The sequence below is a fragment of the Sulfitobacter sp. 1A15299 genome (assembly GCF_043556915.1).
Classification (GTDB): domain Bacteria; phylum Pseudomonadota; class Alphaproteobacteria; order Rhodobacterales; family Rhodobacteraceae; genus Sulfitobacter.
This window is the reverse complement of sequence record NZ_JBIFFJ010000005.1, coordinates 27,740-47,229: the sequence shown is the minus strand read 5'-3', so window position 1 is coordinate 47,229 and position 19,490 is coordinate 27,740. Positions and strand designations below refer to the sequence as shown.

At 63.6% G+C, this 19,490-nt stretch carries 13 protein-coding genes and 1 pseudogene; 5 read left to right on the top strand and 9 right to left on the bottom strand.

Going from position 1 to position 19,490, the window contains the following annotated elements; genetic code table 11:
* Window position 1: 1 nt before the first annotated feature.
* The 6 genes and pseudogenes from ACGYK7_RS08505 to ACGYK7_RS08480 form a co-directional block, all read right to left on the bottom strand.
* Window positions 2-2,065, bottom strand: a complete 2,064-nt coding sequence (locus tag ACGYK7_RS08505) for a catalase (protein WP_394400997.1) — start codon at window positions 2,063-2,065, stop codon at window positions 2-4.
* Window positions 2,066-2,167: 102 nt separating this feature from the next.
* Window positions 2,168-3,214 (bottom strand): glycosyltransferase, encoded by a 1,047-nt coding sequence (locus tag ACGYK7_RS08500; protein WP_394400995.1) that lies wholly within the window; start codon window positions 3,212-3,214, stop codon window positions 2,168-2,170.
* A 191-nt stretch (window positions 3,215-3,405) separates the two neighbouring features.
* Window positions 3,406-3,774, bottom strand: a pseudogene (locus ACGYK7_RS08495) (class I SAM-dependent methyltransferase); the annotation flags it as partial.
* Window positions 3,774-4,472, bottom strand: a complete 699-nt coding sequence (locus tag ACGYK7_RS08490; protein ID WP_394400992.1) for a PIG-L deacetylase family protein — start codon at window positions 4,470-4,472, stop codon at window positions 3,774-3,776. The gene ACGYK7_RS08490 and the pseudogene ACGYK7_RS08495, both read right to left, overlap by 1 nt.
* Window positions 4,469-5,557 (bottom strand): acyl-CoA dehydrogenase, encoded by a 1,089-nt coding sequence (locus tag ACGYK7_RS08485; protein WP_394400990.1) that lies wholly within the window; start codon window positions 5,555-5,557, stop codon window positions 4,469-4,471. The genes ACGYK7_RS08490 and ACGYK7_RS08485 overlap by 4 nt, the downstream gene beginning before the upstream one ends.
* Window positions 5,558-5,730: 173 nt before the next feature.
* Complete coding sequence (locus tag ACGYK7_RS08480) at window positions 5,731-6,360, bottom strand: glutathione S-transferase family protein (RefSeq protein WP_394400987.1); 630 nt, start codon at window positions 6,358-6,360, stop codon at window positions 5,731-5,733.
* Between the two features lie 136 nt (window positions 6,361-6,496).
* Here ACGYK7_RS08480 and ACGYK7_RS08475 point away from each other — a divergent pair, with 136 nt between their 5' ends.
* Both ACGYK7_RS08475 and ACGYK7_RS08470 read left to right on the top strand, forming a co-directional pair.
* On the top strand, window positions 6,497-7,000 hold the full coding sequence (locus ACGYK7_RS08475) for a CinA family protein (protein ID WP_394400985.1): 504 nt from the start codon (window positions 6,497-6,499) through the stop codon (window positions 6,998-7,000).
* A complete protein-coding gene (locus ACGYK7_RS08470; protein ID WP_394400983.1) occupies window positions 6,997-9,060 on the top strand; it encodes an NAD(+) synthase in 2,064 nt (687 codons plus the stop codon). Before ACGYK7_RS08475 ends, ACGYK7_RS08470 begins: the two co-directional genes overlap by 4 nt.
* A 6-nt stretch (window positions 9,061-9,066) precedes the next feature.
* On the opposite strand, the gene ACGYK7_RS08465 is transcribed toward ACGYK7_RS08470, so the two are convergent.
* Entirely contained in the window at window positions 9,067-10,287 is a 1,221-nt protein-coding gene (locus ACGYK7_RS08465; protein ID WP_394400980.1) for an MFS transporter, read from the bottom strand.
* Window positions 10,288-10,518: 231 nt separating this feature from the next.
* On the opposite strand from ACGYK7_RS08465, the gene ACGYK7_RS08460 reads away from it, so the two are divergent.
* The 3 genes from ACGYK7_RS08460 to ACGYK7_RS08450 all read left to right on the top strand — a co-directional run bounded on the left by ACGYK7_RS08460 (window position 10,519) and on the right by ACGYK7_RS08450 (window position 16,448).
* A complete protein-coding gene (locus tag ACGYK7_RS08460; RefSeq protein WP_394400977.1) occupies window positions 10,519-11,688 on the top strand; it encodes an efflux RND transporter periplasmic adaptor subunit in 1,170 nt (389 codons plus the stop codon).
* On the top strand, window positions 11,685-14,804 hold the full coding sequence (locus tag ACGYK7_RS08455) for an efflux RND transporter permease subunit (protein WP_394400974.1): 3,120 nt from the start codon (window positions 11,685-11,687) through the stop codon (window positions 14,802-14,804). Before ACGYK7_RS08460 ends, ACGYK7_RS08455 begins: the two co-directional genes overlap by 4 nt.
* Before the next feature lie 84 nt (window positions 14,805-14,888).
* Entirely contained in the window at window positions 14,889-16,448 is a 1,560-nt protein-coding gene (locus ACGYK7_RS08450) for a phospholipase D-like domain-containing protein (protein WP_394400971.1), read from the top strand.
* 3 nt (window positions 16,449-16,451) lie between these two features.
* On the opposite strand, the gene ACGYK7_RS08445 is transcribed toward ACGYK7_RS08450, so the two are convergent.
* Together ACGYK7_RS08445 and mdoH are read right to left on the bottom strand one after the other, a co-directional pair.
* Entirely contained in the window at window positions 16,452-17,693 is a 1,242-nt protein-coding gene (locus ACGYK7_RS08445; protein ID WP_394400968.1) for an OpgC family protein, read from the bottom strand.
* Window positions 17,680-19,485, bottom strand: a complete 1,806-nt coding sequence (gene mdoH / locus ACGYK7_RS08440) for a glucans biosynthesis glucosyltransferase MdoH (RefSeq protein WP_394400965.1) — start codon at window positions 19,483-19,485, stop codon at window positions 17,680-17,682. Before mdoH ends, ACGYK7_RS08445 begins: the two co-directional genes overlap by 14 nt.
* Window positions 19,486-19,490: the final 5 nt, after the last annotated feature.

Below are 19,490 nucleotides of genomic sequence, written 5' to 3'. Positions count from 1 at the left end.
CTTATTCCCAGTTCAGTTTTTCTTCGCGTTTCCAGAACCGAAGTTTGCGGCAGGTCTCAAGGAATTTACCGGCGTTATCGGCAGAGACCTCCAACGTGCCTTCGTCCTTCTCGACCCCGGCGGCGTTGAGCAGCGGATCGGCGGCTGTGGTCCAAGCGATGAACTTGTTATGCGCAAAGGCGTCCGAAACGAAATCCTGTGCCGGTTTGTTCTTGGCGATCTTATCGGCTTTCTCATCACCAAAGACCAAGGCCACCGCATCAAAGACCACCGACGGGCCGCCGTCGATCTTCTCATCTGCTTGCCGGGTGCTGCCGTCCGACAGGGTCACCCCTTGGATATGCGGCGTCACGATCGCCACCATCGCGCCTTCATCGGCAAAGGCTTTTTCCAAGGCTTCCACCACCGAGGCATCCGCGCCCTCGGTCAGGAACAGGCCCAGCTTGCGGCCCGCGAATGTGTTCGGCGCGTTCTTCAGAATGCTGAGCGCGTCGGACGGCGGCAAATCGGTGATCGGCTCCCGCGCGGGTTTGGCGGGTTCCGGCATTTCGGTCACGCCCAAGCCTTCGGCCACCTGTTTGGCCAGATCGTCATGGACGTTCATCAGATGCGAAAGCATCCGCAGGCGAATGCGCTCTTCCTGACATTTCGACAACTCGAAGGTATAGGCCGCCGCGATATGCTGCTGCTCGATCTCGGTCTGGCTGATGTAGAACTGGCGCGCTTGGCTGTAGTGGTCGGCGAATGTCTCGGACCGCACGCGCTGTTTGGTGCCGCTGACCTCTTCGGGGTAGCTTTTGAACCCAATCTCCGGGTTCTCCCGCGGGCCACCCTCCTCGCCCCAGCTGTTGGGCTCGTAGTTCACGCGGCCCTTGGGGTTGTGCATCGCCATATGGCCGTCTTGCTGGAAGTGGTGGAACGGGCATTTCGGCGCGTTGATCGGGATATGGGTGAAGTTCGGCCCGCCGAGGCGCTTGATCTGCGTGTCGAGGTAGGAAAAGTTCCGGCCCTGAAGCAGCGGGTCGTTCGTGTGGTCGATCCCGCGCACGATGTTTTGGGTGCAAAAGGCCACCTGCTCGGTCTCGGCAAAGAAGTTGTCGACATTGGCGTCAAGCGTCAGCGTGCCGATGATGCGCACCGGCACCTGTTCCTCGGGGATCAGCTTGGTCGCGTCGAGGATGTCGAACTCGAAGTTGTCGGCGAATTCGTCGTCGAAGACCTGAATGCCCAGATCCCATTGCGGGAAGTCGCCCGCGTCGATGGCATCCCACATGTCGCGGCGGTGGAAATCCGGGTCCGCGCCATTGATCTTGAGCGCCTCGTTCCAGACCACCGATTGCACACCCTGCTTCGGCTTCCAGTGGAATTTGACGTAATGCGATTTGCCTTCGGCATTGACCAGCCGGAAGGTATGCACGCCGAAGCCTTCCATGAAGCGGAGCGAGCGCGGGATCGCCCGGTCGGACATCTGCCACAGCGTCATGTGGATCGCTTCGGGCGAGAGCGAGACGAAATCCCAGAAGTTGTCATGCGCCGACTGCGCCTGCGGGAAGCCACGGTCCGGGGCGGGTTTGACCGAGTGGATGAGATCGGGGAATTTGATCGCGTCTTGGATAAAGAACACGGGGATGTTGTTGCCGACGAGATCCCAGTTGCCCTCTTTGGTGTAGAACTTCGTCGCAAAACCGCGCACGTCGCGGGCCAGATCGGCAGAGCCCTTGTTGCCCGCCACGGTCGAGAACCGGGTGAAGGTCGGGGTCTTTTCGCCGACGCGCTGGAAAATATCGGCGCAAGAGAGTTCGGGGATCGCTTCCTTCAGTTCGAAATGCCCGTGCACGCCGTAGCCGCGGGCGTGAACGACACGCTCCGGAATGCGCTCGTGGTCGAAGTGGAACATCTTCTCGCGGAATACATGGTCTTCCATCAAGACCGGGCCACGCGGACCTGCTTTGAGTGAGTTCTGATCATCCGCGATCGGGCCGCCCTGCGCGGTCGTCATCGTCTTTTCGCGGTCCGTGGTTTGCTGGCGGGGTTCGCCGCCTTTGCCAAGTTCTTTTTCTGTCATGATCTTTCTCCACAGCGCCCCCGGAATATAATCGGGAGGATTTGTTGCTAATATCTAGCGGGCGAAAAGGCCTGCTTTAGAGCGAACGGTGAGTGCCGGACCCTATGAAGGTTCAACCACCCCCGAGGGCACGGGTTCCGATGCTTTTGCGCCGCAGGCAGGAAAGTTCTCGCAAGGGCGGGGATCGGCGGAACCCGAGGTAAGAGGGGCGGGTGTCTCGCGCGTCACCGACCGGTCCAAAAAGCCGCGCAGCAGCGCGATATGCGCGGGCAGTTCCGCAACCGGTATGCATTCAGCCTGCGGCACCTGAGCCGGCCAGCAGCCCAATGCCCCCCGGCGCAGTTGATCCAGCAGGCGGCCCGCATCCGGCAAACAGTCATCGGCCAGATAGTTCGCTCCGCTCAGCCGAATGCGCAGCGTATCCGCCATGCCGCCCGCCGCGCGCCCGACCAGCCTGCAAGAGGCTTCGACCCAGAGATCATCTGCGTGATGCACCCGAAGGCCCGCCGCCCGCGCGGCGCGGATGATCGCGCGGTCCTCTCCGCAGGGGATCGGGGCAAAACCACCGACGGCCTCATAGGCCTCGCGGGTAAAGCCAAGACTGGCCCCCGGCGCTTCGCCATGGCTGTCCTGCAAATCGGCGCAGTTCGGGGCGTGCCGCGCGTAGAGCGCGAGCACCAAGCGGCGGTAGGCCATTTCATGGGCCTCGAGCATCGGGTCTTGCGGCGCCAGTGTGGCGGCCTCTTCGGGGTTCAGCGTGACCCTGCCGCAAAGCGCGTCAAAACGTTGAAGGTGGTGAATGCTACGCGCCACCCAATCGGCGCTGACGCGGCAATCGGCATCGGTGGTCAGGATCTGGCGCAGATGGGGCATCTGTTCCAGCGCCACGGCGCAGCCTTTCCGCCTTGCCGCGCCAACCCCCATGCCGGGGGGAAAGGTCAGATCGAGCACGGTGAGGTCGATGCCAAGCCGGCCCGCCGCCGCCTTTGCGATCTTGGCGGTGTCGTCATCGGTGTTGTTGACCACAAGGATCACGCGGACACGGTCGTTGCACTGGGGCGCGAGGGCGGAGAGGCAAGCGCCGATCCGCTCCGCCTCGTTCCGGGCGGGGATGATGATCGCGGTGTCTTTCCAGCGCTCGAAACTCATCTGCTCTTCCCCGGAAAGGCACGGTCGATGCGGTAGTCCTCGGTCGCGCTGACGCAGGTGAAGGCATGGGTGTCGAGCGCCTTGGCAAACCCGTTTAGCGCCTCTTCCCCTTGCAGCGGATTGCCGGTGTCGCCGCGCCACGTCACGCAGATGATCTCGGCCTGCGGCCAGCGGCTCGCGATGTCGGTCGCCAATTGGGCCAACCCTGCGTGATCCAGAAAATAAAGCACTTCCGAAAGGATCAGCAGATCGAAATCCCCCTCGGGCAGGGGGCCGGGGTAGAACCCTTGGACGAAGCGCCCCTCCGGCACCGTCTCGCGCGCGGCGGTCAGGGCGCTTGCGACGGCATCCATCCCGGTATAGCGCGCGCAGATGTCGCTCAGGTGACGTGCCAACTGGCCATTGCCGCAGCCCAACTCGAAAGCCGAGCGGTAGCCATCTTGCGAAAGCGCCGCCCGCGTTGCCGCGAATTTGGCTTGCTCATAGGCGCTATGTTCGAACCCCCAAGGATCGGTTGTCTCGGCATAGAGACCTTGGAGATGATCCAACCCCACCCCCATCACGGCATCCTCCAAAAGATTTCATCTTGCTGCGCGAAGAGGTCGATCATCGCCTCGGGCAGGACAAACCCCTCGGGATCGTCTTTTACGGTCTGGCCAAGTTGGCTGCGATGCGCGTGGATCGCGGCGCTTTTGGCATCGCGATAGGCTGCGGTGTCGAGGCGGAGGGGGGCGTAGCCCGCCGTGTTCGCGGTGAAATTCGGATCATCGAAACGGCTCCACACCGGATAGCTATGGAAATGCAGGCAGGGCCGCTGCACGCGTAGGCTGTCGGCCAGTGATGCGGTGGTTTGATGGTCGCAATGTTTGTCTTCGCGGGCCGGGACGAAGATGTGGCGTGCGGCTTGGGCGTCGATCACCTCTGTCAACTCGGTCAGGAGGGTATCGGCAGGCACCTCGTGCAATCGGCTGTCGGGATGGCTGAGCCACGTCAGATCCGCCGCCCCGCCACCAAGGAAATCAAGCGCCGCTGCCAATTCCGCGCGCCGCGTCTCGGCCAATCGGGCCGGGGGCCATGCACGGGAACCGGGATGGCTGGCGCTACCATCGGTCAGGCAGATCACATGCGCCCCGGCCTCTGCGAAAGCGCGGGCCAAGAGACCGCCGCAGCCGAGTGTTTCGTCGTCCGGGTGCGGCGCCAGAACCACGATCTTTGCGCGGCCCGACAATGCCTTGGCGAGGGGGGCGTTAGGGCTCATCCAAAGACACCCCAAACCGTCTGGTCGCTGGAAAGCGCATGGCGGGCGGCGCGTTGCAGGAAGGCATCGCGTGCGGCTTGGCGCAGATAGACGGAGAGATCGCGCGCCATGCGACCTGTCTCGGAGGTTCCGGTAAAATGGCGCAACCCAAGGCTTTGCTCTACCGCTTTAATCGCGTCGAGGGCGACTTCCTCGGTATAAATCCGCGCGGCGATGGCGGTGCTGACGAGGGTCTCCTCCGCGTGCTCATCCGCGGTGGCGAGGGCGGCGCGTTCGATCAATGCCATTCCGGCCCATATCCGCATCAGCACTTGCATCAGGCGGCTCAGCTGGGCCTCGGCCTCAAGCCGGTCCATCTCGCGCAAGGCAGTGGCCGCCGCATCGATCAACCCCGCCGCCGCGCCGGCCTGAAGCGCCGCGATCCGCCAGACGCCGCCGACGAAATGCGGCTCTTTCAGATAGTCGCCGGGAGCACCGATAAGGGCGTCATCCTCAAGGGTCAGGCCGGAAAAGTCATATTTCCCCGAAGCCGTCGCCCGCATACCCAGCATGTCCCATTGCGAAGCATCGCCGCGCGCGGGGTCGGTCACGTCGATCAGCGCAAGCTGCACATCAGGGCCGGAATTGAGCGAGACGAGCGCATGGCTGACAGTGCCGAGGCCCGAGGCGAAAATCTTTTCGCCTTGGAGAGTGCCTTTCTCGAACCGCGCCGGATTGCCGCCATCAGCGCCCCAGACGCCCAGAAGCCCGCCCTGCCGGATCACCTGTTTCGCCCGCTCGACCTGCGCCGCGCTACCATAAAGGCGGATCAGGCGCAGCGCGTTGACGTGGCCTTCCCACAGGCGACCGACGCTGAGGTTGGCGGCACCGATCTGCATCAGCGCATGGGCGGTGCGCAAGGGGGCCGTGGCGCCATCTTCCAGCATCAGACTCGCGTCGCGCAGAATGTCGATAGAGCCGCTGACCGGGGCGGTGCCTGTCTCTTCGGCTCGCGCCGCGTGGCGCAAAGCCTTCCGAGCAGATTGCGACAGGATATCCCTTTGCGACTGGGGCGGGAAAGGGTCGAAACGCGGCGCACTGTTCATAGTAACGCCGCACGGCGGCACGAGGATACATCTCTGAGATCAAGCGTCACGATACTGCCCCCCATTCATGAAAAGGGCAGCCTGCGCGGGTGGCAGCACTGCCTTCGAAGGTGCAACCGTTCAACCTGTCTCTTGGTTCCTGCCTATGTTGCAATCGCGGCGGCGGGCGGATGTCAGCCCTCGGGAATCTCGCCCATCACTTTGGGCACGTGGTAGCCCTTCTGCACCGCGTCCCGTGCGCGCAGGCGCTGATACCACGCACGCACATTGGGATAATCGGCAAGGTCGATCTGCTGCCATTCATAGCGCGACACCCACGGCCAGCAGGCCATATCCGCGATGGAATATGCGCCGCAAATGTGGTCCCGCCCCTCAAGCTGTTTGTCGAGCACGCCGTAAAGCCGTTTGACCTCGGCCCTGAACCGCTCTTCGGCATAGGCGGCCTTGCCGGGGTTGAAATGCAGGAAGTGATGCGCCTGCCCGGCCATTGGACCAAAGCCGCCCATCTGCCACATCAGCCATTGCATCACCTCGGCCCGCGCGGCCAGCCCTTCGGGCAGGAAGCGGCCATGTTTCTCGGCAAGGTAGACCATGATCGCGCCGGATTCCATCAGGCTTACCCCAGTGTCATGGTCCACGATGGCGGGGATTTTATTGTTGGGGCTGATCTTAAGAAATTCGGGCGCGTACTGCTCGTCCTTGCCGATGTCAATGGCGTGCACATTGTAGTCGATCCCCAATTCTTCCAGCAGGATCGAGACCTTGCGGCCATTGGGGGTGGTCCATGTGTAGAGATCAATCATTGCTTCGGTCCCATATGCAGAGGTGCGTTTTGGTTTCTTGCAATGTTAAGCAGGCGGCTCGCGGCGGGTCAACGCAAGGAACCGCCGTAGCGGATCGGGGGTTTTGTTTAACAAGGCACCAAGTTGCGGAGCGAAGATGCAGAACAGTGATCCTTTAGCGCAGCCCGACATCGCAGATCGCGCGAAATCCGTTTTGAAAGTCCTTTGCGACCGCGACATTCACATCGCCACGGCGGAAAGCTGCACCGGCGGGCTGGTCGCGGCGTTGCTCACGGATATCGAAGGCTGCTCCCACGCGTTTGAGCGGGGTTTCGTCACCTATACGGATCAGTCCAAGCATGAGTTGTTGGGCGTCGACCGGGCGCTTTTGGACCGCTGCGGCGCGGTTTCGCGCCCCGTGGCTATTGCGATGGCCGAAGGCGCGCAGCACCGCTCGGGCGCGCAGATCGCCGTCTCGACCACCGGCTTTGCCGGGCCGGGCAGCCCCGAGGATCAAGAGGGGCTTGTGCATTTTGCGCTTGCGCGCGAGGGGTGTAACACGGTTCATCGGGCCGAGTCCTTTGGAGCCATTGGCCGGGATGCGATCCGGCAGCGATGCCTTGAAACGATTTTGGATATGTTGGAAGAGAGCCTGACGTGAGCAAAAGCCAAGCCGCCGCCTTTACCGCCTACCACCGTCATGGTTTTGTCCGGGTGGCGACCTGCACGCCGCATGTGCGGCCTGCCGATGTGGCCTTCAACCGCGACAGCCTGTTGGACGAAATGCGCAGGGCCGATGCGGCGCGGGTGGATTTGCTGGTTTGCCCCGAACTGTCACTCTCGTCCTATGCCATCGACGATCTGCACATGCAGGACGCGCTTCTGGCGGCGGTGGAAGAGGCGCTTGGCGACCTGATCGAGGCCAGTGCCGAGATGACCCCCGTGATCCTGCTCGGCGCGCCGCTGCGCCGCGAGGGAAGGCTTTACAATTGCGCCATCGCCATTTCACGCGGGCAGGTGCTGGGCGTGGTGCCGAAATCCTACCTGCCCAATTACCGTGAGTTCTATGAGAAACGCTGGTTCGCCCATGGCCGGGACACCGGCGGAGAGATCACCGTCGCGGGCCGGACTGTGCCCTTTGGCGATGACCTGATTTTCGAGGCGACGGATCTACCCGGTCTGATCTTCCATGCCGAAATTTGCGAAGACCTCTGGACGCCTGCGCCGCCCTCGGCGGATGCGGCTTTGGGGGGCGCCCTCATTCTCGCCAATCTCTCGGCTTCCAACATCGTGATCGGCAAATCCTCTGACCGTCACCTGCTGTGCCGGTCGCAATCCATGCGCGCCTTCGCGGCCTATGTCTATTCCGCCGCCGGGCCGGGGGAGAGCACGACCGATCTGGCCTGGGACGGGCAGGGGATGATCCATGAGTTGGGGGATCTCTTGGCCGAATCCACCCGTTTCCCGCTGGAGCCGGAACTGACCATCGCCGATGTGGATTGCGGGCGTATCCAGTCAGAGCGGATGCGGACGGGCAGTTTCCATGACGCCGCGCGACACCGCGCGCCGGAGTTCCGCCGGGTGACCTTTGCCCATCAACCGCATCACGAAAACGCCGGTCTGATCCGCCCCGTGCGCCGGTTTCCCTATGTGCCGAACCGCGAAAGCCATCTCGACCAAGATTGCTATGAGGCGTTCAACATTCAGGTCGAAGGTCTGCGCCGCCGGTTTGAGGCGACCAAGGGCAAGACCATGGTGATCGGCATCTCCGGCGGGCTGGATTCGACTCATGCGCTGATCGTGGCGGCGAAAGCCTGTGACCGTTTGGGCATCCCGCGCGACCGGATCCTCGGGTTCACGATGCCCGGCTTCGCCACCTCTGAAGGCACCAAATCCAACGCGTGGAAATTAATGCGGGCCATGGGGATCACCGCGGATGAGATCGACATCCGCCCCGCCGCCCGGCAGATGCTTGAGGATATGGATCACCCCTTCTCGGACGGGGAGCCGGTCTATGACATCACCTTTGAAAATGTCCAAGCCGGTCTGCGCACCGATTACCTCTTCCGGCTCGCCAACCAGCGGCAGGGCTTTGTCATCGGCACCGGCGATCTGAGCGAATTGGCGCTTGGCTGGTGCACCTACGGCGTTGGCGACCAGATGAGCCACTATGCGGTGAACACCGGCGTGCCGAAAACGCTGATCCAATATCTCATTCGTTGGGCCACCCGGTCGGGGCAGTTCGACGCAGAGACGGACAAGGTCTTGCAAGCCATTCTCGACACCGAGATCTCGCCCGAACTGGTGCCCGCGGGTGAAGGTGAAGAGATCCAAAGCACCGAGTCGATGATCGGCCCCTATGAGTTGAATGACTTCTTTCTCTTTCACACCATGCGCTACGGGCTCACCCCGTCAAAGGTGGCCTTTCTGGCATGGCACGCTTGGCATGATGTCGAGGCGGGGCGCTGGCCCGAGGGCTTTCCGCAGGGCAAACGCAATGCCTATGATCTGGAGACGATCCGCCACTGGCTCGAAAAATTCCTGCATCGTTTCTTCGCCACAAGCCAGTTCAAGCGCTCGGCCCTGCCGAATGGGCCCAAGGTCAGCGCCGGGGGGGCATTGTCGCCGCGCGGAGACTGGCGCGCGCCGTCCGACTCCGTTGCCACCCCGTGGCTGGAAGAGTTGCGTCGCAACGTACCAAAGAGCTGGCCCCAGAGCTGAGCCGCGCTATTCCTCGCGGCTGAGTTCGCCTTCGACGAAGTTGGGGGTCAGGGGCGGTGCCGCGTGACGCTCCTGGGTTTCGGGATCGCTGCGCAGGGTCATGCGCAGCAGCGCCCATGCCACGATGGTCAACTGAAAACCGCCAAGCGCCAGCGGCAAGCCGCGCGGCCCCAGCGTATCCAGCAGCACACCCGCCAGAAGCGGCCCGATGGCGGCGCCAATCCCCTGCATCAGCACCAGCCCGCCCGAGACGGCCACCACGGCAGAGCCGGGGGCGCGGTCGTTGACATGGGCGATGACGATGGATTGCGCGGGCAGGACCAACCCGCCAATGGCAAATCCCAGCACCAGCAGCATCGTCCCCGACGGCGCCGGAATCGGCAGGGTCAGCAACATCAAGGCGCTGCCAGCGGCGGCGAGCCCCACGCCAAGACCGCGGCGGCTCATCCGGTCAGACATCCAGCCCAGCGGGAACTGAAGCACCAAGCCGCCGATGGTAAAGGCCGCGATCAGCAGGGCGATGCGCGATTGGGTATAGCCCATCTCCTGCGCGAAAAGCGGCGCCAGCCCGTAGAACGTCCCGATAGAGGCTCCGACCAGCCCTGCGGCCACCGCACCGTAAGGCGACAGCCCCCAGAGTCGGCGCACCGATGGCGGTTCCTGCGCACCTTCCGAGCGCGGCCCTTCCACACGGCTGAGCGAGATCGGCACCAGCGACAGCGACATCACGATCGAGACGAGCACGAAGAGAATGAACTCAGCCGGATCCCCGAGGTTCAGCAGGAACTGCCCCGCCGCCCCCGAGGCCATGCCGACCATGCCGTAGACCGCCAGCAATTTGCCCCGCTGCGCGGAACTGACCGAGGCGTTGAGCCAGCTTTCCGTCACGATGATCAACCCGGCAAAAGCGAACCCGGTCAGGCAGCGCACGGCGATCCAGACCCAAGGGTCGATGAAAGCCAAATGCATCAGCGCCGCGGCAGAGGCGACAGAGGCGAGTGCGGCAAAGGTGCGGATATGGCCCACCCCGCTGATCAGCCGGGGTGCTACGAAGGAGCCCACGCTCAGCCCCGCGAAAAAGCCCGACATGATGAGGCCGGTGGTCGCCCCGCCAAACCCTTCGAGCCCCGCGCGCACGGCCAGAAGCGTGCCCTGCAACCCATTGCTCATCTGCAATAGTGAAAAGCCCAGTAGCAGTGTCGCCAGTGGTAGAACCGTCGCGCGCATGATGTCCCCTCGGTCTTTGATCCGGCTTGGGCCAGAATATGTGCGGCGGAAACGGAATTTCTAGTAATCAACCCCATTGCCCTTCCACCGGGCAGGCTTCCGCGCCATAGTGCTAACAGCCAGCGGCCCCTTCGGGGAATGCCCAGCCAGTGATCAAGCAGAATTGAGGTGCCTTTTTGGGGCCGATGCTCAATTATGCGCCTCGTAACATATTTTGAAAGCGCATCCCCCGTGAAAGCCCTGCGCCAATTTTTCGTATTTCTGCTGGTTCTCGTTGCGGGCCTCTACGCGATGTTAACCTATGTCCCCGCCTCCCGCCCCTATGTGGCCGAGACCGGCTTGCTCGATCTATTGGGGATTGAGGAGGTCGCGGAGGCGCCACAGTCCTCTGGCCGGGGTTGGGGCGGCGGCGGGCCATCGCTGGTCGTCACCGCTCCGGTCAGCGAGGAGACTTTGGCCGACCGGATCACCGCCATCGGCGACGGGCGGGCGCGCCGGTCGGTGACGCTGCGTTCCAACGCCGTGGGGGTCATCACCGATCTCAACCTGCCCGCCGGGCAGTTGATCGAAGCAGGCACCGTTGTGGCCCTGTTGGAGAATGAGGCCGAGCAGATCGCCCTGAAACAGGCCGAACTTCAGCTTGAAAACGCCCAGACCGAGCAAGACCGCGTAGAGCGGCTGCAAAACACCGGCGCGGTCAGCGAAGTGCGCCTGCGCGAGACGGAACTGGCCCTGCAAAGCGCCGAGCTTGCGCTCAGCCAAGCGCAGTTCGATCTGTCGCAACGCCGCATTCTCGCGCCGATCTCGGGTTGGGTGGGGATCACCGATATTGAAGAAGGCGACCGCGTCAATGCGCAGGATCAACTCGCCACCATCACCGACCGCAGCGAGATCCTGATCGATTTTCGCGTGCCTGAACGGGTGGTGAGCAAGCTCTCATTGGGCAAGGAAATCACCGTCACCCCGCTTGGCATGCGCGATTTGACCCTAATGGGCGAAGTCAGCGCCATCGACAGCGTGATCGACCGCGCCAGCCGCACGCTTTTGGTGCAGGGCCGGGTGCCGAATGAAAGGGACCATTTGCGCGCGGGCATGGCCTTCTCGGTCAGCCTGACCTTTGTCGGCGATCCGTTTCTGGCGATCCCGCCGCTGGCGGTGCAATGGTCCTCGGACGGGCCGTTTGTCTGGACGGTACGGGAGGGCAAGGCGCATCAGGTCGCGGTGGAGATCGCGCAGCGCAACAGCAACTCCGTGCTCGTCCTGTCGGACGACCTGACCGCCGATGATGTGGTGGTGACCGAAGGCGTGCAAACTCTGCGCGAAGGCGGCGAGGTGCGCGAGGTCAACCAGGCGGGCCGCGTGCAATCTGATGCCGCCCCGGCTGAGAAGACAACCCTATGAGCGCCGCCCCGACCGAGGACGCCACGACGCCCGCGAGCACCGCCTCGGGCACCGCGCTTTTCGTGCGCCGCCCGATCCTCGCCTTCGTGCTGAACGCGCTGATCGTATTGGCAGGCATCGCCGCGCTTTTCGGCGCGGAGGTGCGGGAACTGCCCAATGTCGACCGGCCCGTGGTCACGGTCACCACGTCCTTCGCGGGCGCTTCCCCGGAATCCGTGGATCAGGAGCTTACGGGGCGAATCGAAGGCGCCGTGGGGCGGGTCTCGGGCGTGCGGGCAATTTCATCGAATTCGCGGTTTGGCCGTAGCCGGGTCACCTTGGAGTTCAACGACAGCACCGATATCGACGTGGCTGCGACCGATGTGCGCGATGCGGTGGCGCGGATCGTGAACCAATTGCCCGACGGGGCCGACCAGCCGCAGATCGTCAAGGCCGATGCCAATGCCCAGCCGGTGATGCGCATCGCCGTGACCTCCATGGGCCGCTCGCCGGAGGAGCTCACCAAACTGGTGCAGGACCGCGTCGAAGACCGGCTGATCTCGGTCAACGGCGTGGCGGATTTGCAGATCTACGGCGACCGTGAGCCTTTTTTCCGCGTCGATATCGACCAGTTGGAACTGGCGAGCCGGGGCCTCACCCTAGGCGACATTCAGCGCGCCTTGGCCGATGTGGCCTATGACGCGCCCGCGGGCGATCTGGCGGGCGACCGCCAGTCGATCAACGTGCGCACCACGGCCAGCGTCGTCACCACACAGGCGTTCGAGGCGATGGAGATCAAGCAGAACGTGCGGCTCGGCGATGTCGCCAGCGTTACGCTCGGCCCCGCCGAAGGGGAGACGATCCTGCGTGCCAATGGGCAATTGGGCCTCGGCATTGGCATCATCCGGCAGGCCACGTCGAACACGCTTGAGATCTCGCGCGATGTGCGCGCCGTGGTGGGGGAGTTGAACGAGACCCTGCCCGAGGACGTGCGCATTTTCGTGACCTCGGACGATGCGACCTTTATCTCGGGTTCGATCCGCGAGGTGCTCTCGACGCTGGCTTTTGCCGTGGGCATCGTGGTGGCGGTGATTTTTGTCTTCCTGCGCGATTTCCGCGCCACGCTGATCCCGGCGCTGACCCTGCCCGTGGCGCTGATCGGCACTTTGGCGGCGATCTATCTGGTGGGCTTTTCGATCAATATCCTGACCCTTCTGGCGCTGGTTCTGGCCACCGGGATGGTCGTGGATGACGCGATTGTGGTGCTGGAGAATATCGTGCGCCAACGGGCGGCGGGCATGGGGCCGCGCGCGGCGGCGGTGCTGGGCACCTCGCAGGTCTTCTTTGCGGTCGTCACCACCACGGCCACGCTGGCGGCGGTTTTCGTGCCGCTGTCGTTCCTGCCCGGACAGGCGGGCGGGCTGTTTCGGGAGTTTGGTTTCACCCTCGCCATCGCGGTGATGCTGTCCTCGGTCGTGGCGCTTAGCCTTTGTCCGGTACTCGCCAGCCGCCTGCTGACCAAACCCGCAGCGGAGAACCCGCGCGGCCCCGTCGTCTGGCTTGGCAACCTGCTTTACCGCGCCTATGCGGCGACCCTCAGATGGGCGCTGGCGATGCCCTATGTCGTGGTGCTGATCGCGGCCTTCGTCGCGCTGACTGCGGTGCTGGTCTCCGGCGAGATCCGGCAAGAGTTGACCCCGCGCGAAGATCGCGCCGTGGCGCTGCTCAGCGTGACGGCCCCACAGGGCGTCTCGCTCGATTATACCCAAAGCAAGATGCGCGAGATCGAAGACCTGATCACCCCGCTGCAAGAGACTGGAGAGGTGACAAATATCTTTTCCATCACCGGGTTTGGCGCGGACAATCGGGGTTTCATGGTCTTCACGCTCGCCGGTTGGGAAGACCGCGTGCGCAGTCAAGATGAGATTGTGGGCGAGATCAACGGCAAGCTGGGCGGTATCGTGGGCGTGCGGGCCTTTGCGATTCAGCCGAACTCCCTCGGGATTCGCGGCGCGGGGCGGGGTCTGTCCTTCGCCATCACCGGCAATAATTACGAGCAACTGTCCCAAGTCGCGCAGGCGATGGTGGACCGGCTGAGCACGAACCCCGCAATGGGACAGGTGCGGCTGGAATATGAACGCACGCAGCCGCAGCTTTTCGTGCAGATCGATCGGACGCTGGCCGCTGACTTGGGCGTCGACATCACCGGGCTGGGGCAGGCTTTGCAGGCCATGCTCGACGGGCGCGAGGTGGCATCGGTCTTTATCGACGACACCAGCTATGGCGTGCAGATGCTGTCCACCTCGGACCCGGTGAACGACCCGCGCGACCTTGAGAACGTCTTTGTCCAATCGGGCAACGGGCAGATGATTTCGCTGGCCAGTTTCGTGACCCTTGAAGAGCGCGCCGTCGCGCCCGAGTTGGACCGCGAAGGGCAGAACCGCTCGGTCGAGATCTCTGCCGGGCTGACGCCGGGCCTGTCGCTGGGCGATGCATTGGAACAGGTGCGCGCGGTCGGGCAGGAGGTGTTGGACGATGAAAACCTGATCGTGCCGCTGGCCGAGGCCGCGGCGTTGGATCAAACCAGTTCGGGGCTTCTCGTGACCTTCGGCTTTGCGATCCTCGTGGTTTTCCTTGTCCTTGCCGCGCAGTTCGAAAGCTTCATCTCTGCCATCGTAGTGATGGCCACGGTGCCCTTGGGGCTGGCCTGCGCGATCTTCGCGCTGCTGATGACGGGGCAGAGCCTCAACGTCTACAGTCAGATCGGGCTGGTCATGCTGATCGGGATCATGGCCAAGAACGGCATTCTGATCGTCGAGTTTGCCAACCAATTGCGCGATCAGGGGGCGGATATCCACGAGGCGATCTTTGGCGCCTCCACCATCCGCCTGCGGCCGGTGATGATGACGATGACCTCGACCGTCTTGGGCGGCGTGCCGCTGATCCTTTCGGCGGGCGCGGGGGCCGAGGCGCGCGAGGCGCTTGGCTGGGTGATCGTCGGGGGGCTGGGCATGGCCACGCTTTCGACCCTCTATCTCACCCCGGTCGCCTATTTCCTGCTGGCGCGGTTCACCACGCCCAAAGCCGCCGAAGAAGCCCGGCTTCAGGCCGAATTGTTCCAAGCGCAGCCGGTCTGAGCCCATCCGATATTTGGGCATCGATGCAACTTCGCGCGGGAATGGGCGTTTAGCCCTGTAGGATCGAAGAGAGAGGGACAAAACGTGCAGGGCGATTTGGAACTGGCTAAGACGAACCACGCGCAAGCGGCCAACGGCCAAAGCCTGTTCAATGATAAGACCACATGGCGCGTCGCCCGGGCCGATCGGTTCGGCCTCATCGTCGATGCGGCGGATTATTTCCGGGTCTTGCGTGAGATTTTCCTCGGGGCGCGGCAGCAGTTGATGCTGATCGGCTGGGATTTCGATTTCGAGCTTGAGATGCTTCCCGGCGAAAGTGACGAAGACGGCAATGCGCCCGATGGGTTTCCCAACCAGCTTGGCGCTTTTGTCGAGGCGGTGGTGGAGCGGAGGCCGGAACTGAATGTCTATCTGCTCAAATGGAATGGCGCCGTGCTGGCCGCGCCGGGGCGTCTGCTGCCCTCGCTGGCGCTGAGCCTTTTTGGCGGCGACCGGATTCACTTCGCGCTAGACGGCCACCACCCTTTTGGCGCTTGCCACCATCAAAAGATCGTCGTGGCCGACGATGCTCTGGCCTTTTGCGGCGGCATCGACGCGACCGAAGACCGCTGGGACACGCCTGACCACCTGCCGCACGACCCGCGCCGCCTGCGCAAGGATGGCACGCCGTCCGACCCTTGGCATGACGCGACCTCGGCCATGTCCGGCCCTGCCGCCGCGGCTTTGGGTGAGCTTTCGCGTCGGCGTTGGTTCCGCGCCACGGGGGATGAGATCGCGCGCCCCGAAGATGCGCCGATGTCCGAATGGCCCCAAGACCTGCCGATTGATGCCGAAGGAGTCGAGGTGGGCATCGCCCGGACCGAGCCGCCTTTCGACGAAGAGCCGCTTATCAATGAGATCGAGCGCCTCTATATCGCGGGGATCCAATCGGCGCGTGACTATATCTATATTGAATCGCAGTATTTCGCCGCTGCGTCGGTCTGCGATGCGCTTAAAGCCCGGTTGTCCGAAGAGGACGGGCCTGAGATCGTCATCATCAACCCGCGAGATGCGGAATCCCAGCTGGAAGATGACGCCATGCATGTGCTGCGTGAGCGGCTTGTGGAAGACCTGAAACGCGCCGATCACCAAAACCGCTTTCGCATCTATTTCCCCGTCACCGAGGAGGGGGAGCCGATCTATGTTCATGCGAAGATCATGATCATCGACGATCACCTTTTGCGCCTCGGCTCCAGCAACCTCAACAACCGCTCCATGGGGTTTGATACCGAATGCGATGTCGCGATCGAACACCCCGCAAAGGTGATCGAAGGGTTCAGAACCCGGCTGATTGCCGAACACCTCGGCCTGTCGCCTGACCATGTGGCCGAGGTGATGGATGAAAAGAAGTCGATGATCGGCACCATCGAAACCCTCAATCGCAGGAAGGGCCGCGGTCTGCGGGCGGTGTTTCGGGGCAGCGAGACTGTCGTCGGTGGTTTTCTTGCAGATACCCGCCTGCTCGACCCGCGCTACCATCCGGGGGAGGCCACGACCACCGGGCGCGGCATCCGCCCACGTCACATGGCGCTGATCGCGGGCGGGCTGGGGCTTGCATGGCTGGCTTGGCGCAAATGGGGGCGTGGGGACGACCGGCGTTCGTAATGGCTACGGGGCGGCTTCGGCGGCTGGTGCTTCAAGCGGCGCGGGTGCGGGTTTGGGGTCAGCCGGTGCGTTTAGCACCCGCCGCGATGCCTCCGCAGCCCGCGCGATGGCGTAGAGCGCCAATGTGCCGGCGACCGGTAAGACCCAAGGCATCCACAACGCCTTGGGTTGCGCCATCATCATGACCTGACAGACCAGTGCCAGAACGGTGCCGCTGGCAAAGACCAGCAGACCGTGCCGACCGATCAGCCGCACAGGGCTGGCCATGGCATGGGCCGAGAGGCGGGTAACGCTCTGCAATTGCGACAGGAAATATCCCAAGGCCAAAATATGGATGAACCGCGGGGCGGAAAGATAGGTCTTGTCATGCGAGGTGATGTTGAAGGGCACGCCGGCCTCGCGCAGATGATGCATTTGCAGGTTCAGGAACTTGCCCAAACCCGGCACATAGCGCCATGCGAGAACGCCCAGCAGGACGGCGACAGAGAGCCAAAACAGAGCCTTCGACCGCGGGAAAAACCGATAGCCCTGCCGTTGGCTCAGGCCCACCAGCAGCCCGCAGACAAAGATCGCCTGCCATGCGAAAGGATTGAAGAACCAGCCGCCCGGGTTGGGGTAGTTCGGCAGGTTCAGCCGAAAGACACCGGTCAGCAACCAGAGCAACAGCGACAGTGCAAGAAGCAGGCGCGGCCAACGCAGCCCCAGCATAATCGCCGCCGGGGCACAGATCAGCAGGACGGAATAGGCGGGCAGGATGTTCACATAGCCGAATTGATGCGTCAAAAGCGGAATGCCGATCACGCTTTGGGTGGGGTTTTGAAAGACCTGCCGCATGTTGATCTTGGTCAGGAACGCGGCCTCTGCGGTGATCTGGAAGGCGGCGGCGAAGATGCCCAAGGCCACTGCCGAAAGAAGGATTTGCACCACATAGAGCGACCACGCCCGCCTCCACAGCGGTGCGATGGCGCGCCAAAGGCCGTTGCGCACCCGGTCTCGCGCGATGAAACGCGGTGTATAGGCCAAGCCCGCGGCGATGCCGGACATAAGAAAGAACGCCTCCGCCGCGTCGGCGAAACCGAGGTTGCGGATGGTCAGCGTCTCATAGGGGTTGCCCGGCACGTGGTTGATGAAAATCATCACCAGCGCCAGCCCGCGAAACAGGTCAATGCGCGGATCGCGGGCGGATTTGGGAGCCGCGCCCACAGCCCGTGCCGCAGGCGACAGGCTGGTGTTAGGCGGTGGCATTGGTCAGCTCCGCCGTTTTGGGGTCTGGCATGAGATGTTCGTCATTCCACGTCAGCCGCCAGACATCGCAGATACTGTCGTATGCCGCGACAACATCGAGCGGCGCGGCATCCTCGGGCACGGCGAAAAGACTGCGGGGCAGGGGGCGAGAGGTCCAGGCGATGAGCATCGGGGCCAGCAGCATCGGGACCGCCACGGGCAGCAGCCAAACGGTCAGATCGGGCGCGATCCATTGCACCGCCGCGATGATCGCCGCACCGATGAACACGATCCACCGGCCCGCCGCCCAGCCATCGGCCAAGCTCAACTGGCCCTCGTTGCGTTGGTTGGCGGGCCAGCCGCCGTCTTGGCCCGAGAGGACCTGCATTACCGCGCGGCTATGATAGAGCAGCATCAGAGGGGCCAGAAGCGTGGTCAGCACGATCTCGGTCAGCACCGACAGCGCCATCCGCACAGCGCGGCCAAAGTCGCGCGCCCGGTCGGTCAGAAGCGCATGGATCAGGATCAGCAGCTTTGGCACCACAAGCAGTCCCAACACTCCCAAGGCCAGCAGCGTGATCTCGCGCGTGCTGGTATCGGGGAAGACGGGGAAAAGCTGGTAGGGCCCGGGGAAATACTCAGGCGGCGGCGCATAGAGCGTGCTGACCGCCGAGGTGATCAGGAAGGCCGCCCAGAGAAGCGAGACGACATAGGCGGTCACGTTCTGCAAAAAGACAAAGCGGCTCCACCCCGCCAGGCCGGGCGCAAAGATCAGCCGCGCATGTTGCAGGTTGCCTTGGCACCAGCGCCGCTCGCGCCGCGCGAAGGAGAGGACGTTTTCGGGGCCCTCCTCAAAGGAGCCGCCCAAAGTCTCATCCACTTCTACCCTCCAACCGGCGCGGGCGAGCAAGGCCGCTTCGACATAATCGTGGCTCAAGATATGACCGCCCAAGGGCGGCGGGCCGGAAAGCTCGGGCAGGCCACAGCTTTCGGCAAAGGCGCGCACACGGATAATCGCGTTATGGCCCCAAAACGGCCCCGTCGCCCCCTGCATCCGGGCAAGGCCGCGGGTGAAAATCGGCCCGTGGAACCACGCGGCGAACTGCAGGGCGCGGCCAAAGAATGACCGCGCGCCGATGATCTTGGGCAGGGTCTGCAATAGCCCCAGCTGCGGATCGGCCTGCATCCGGGCGATCATGGCGCGGATCGTCTCGCCTTCCATCAGGCTGTCGGCGTCGAGGATCACGGCAAAGTCATAGGCTGCGCCATGGCTGCGAATGAACTCTTCGATATTGCCCGCCTTGCGGCCTGCATTGTCCTGCCGTCTGCGGTAGAAAATGCGGCCTTGGCCCTCGGTCTCTCGCAGCAGGCGGGCGAAGGCAAATTGCTCTTTCCCGGCCAGCGCATCATCGCGGGTGTCCGACAGAACGACGAAATCCGCCGTGACCCCGGCTCGGGCGACGGAACGGTCAATGGCGGCGATGCGGGCGAAGGTGGTGAGCGGGTCTTCGTTGCAGATCGGCACCGCGATCACCGTGCGCGGCTGGGGTGCCTCAAGCGCGGGGCGGGGCGGCGTTGATCTGCCGCCGAAGAGCCCGATCAGCGCCAGCGACGCCCCCCAGGCCAGCCAAGCGGTGGTGGCGAAAACGAGCAGGGCGCGGAGGCCATCCCAGCCGCTGAAGCCGTCCCGCGCCGCGGCCTCGGCCAAAAGGGCCGAGGCAAGCGCCGCACACCCGAGTGACAACATCAGGGCGACCGCCCGTGCAAAACGGGTCGGGCCATCCGCCGCGATCTGCCTGTGCTGGGGTGTCATGGTGC

Bases quoted from the DNA above. Each gene is read 5' to 3' on its own strand.
- ACGYK7_RS08480 (WP_394400987.1), bottom strand. From the start codon at position 6,360: ATGATTGATCTCTACACATGGACCACCCCCAATGGCCGCAAGGTCTCG.
- ACGYK7_RS08485 (WP_394400990.1), bottom strand. From the start codon at position 5,557: ATGAACAGTGCGCCGCGTTTCGACCCTTTCCCGCCCCAGTCGCAAAGG.
- ACGYK7_RS08505 (WP_394400997.1), bottom strand. From the start codon at position 2,065: ATGACAGAAAAAGAACTTGGCAAAGGCGGCGAACCCCGCCAGCAAACC.
- ACGYK7_RS08475 (WP_394400985.1), top strand. From the start codon at position 6,497: ATGCAGAACAGTGATCCTTTAGCGCAGCCCGACATCGCAGATCGCGCG.
- ACGYK7_RS08500 (WP_394400995.1), bottom strand. From the start codon at position 3,214: ATGAGTTTCGAGCGCTGGAAAGACACCGCGATCATCATCCCCGCCCGG.
- mdoH (WP_394400965.1), bottom strand. From the start codon at position 19,485: ATGACACCCCAGCACAGGCAGATCGCGGCGGATGGCCCGACCCGTTTT.
- ACGYK7_RS08455 (WP_394400974.1), top strand. From the start codon at position 11,685: ATGAGCGCCGCCCCGACCGAGGACGCCACGACGCCCGCGAGCACCGCC.
- ACGYK7_RS08490 (WP_394400992.1), bottom strand. From the start codon at position 4,472: ATGAGCCCTAACGCCCCCCTCGCCAAGGCATTGTCGGGCCGCGCAAAG.
- ACGYK7_RS08465 (WP_394400980.1), bottom strand. From the start codon at position 10,287: ATGCGCGCGACGGTTCTACCACTGGCGACACTGCTACTGGGCTTTTCA.
- ACGYK7_RS08445 (WP_394400968.1), bottom strand. From the start codon at position 17,693: ATGCCACCGCCTAACACCAGCCTGTCGCCTGCGGCACGGGCTGTGGGC.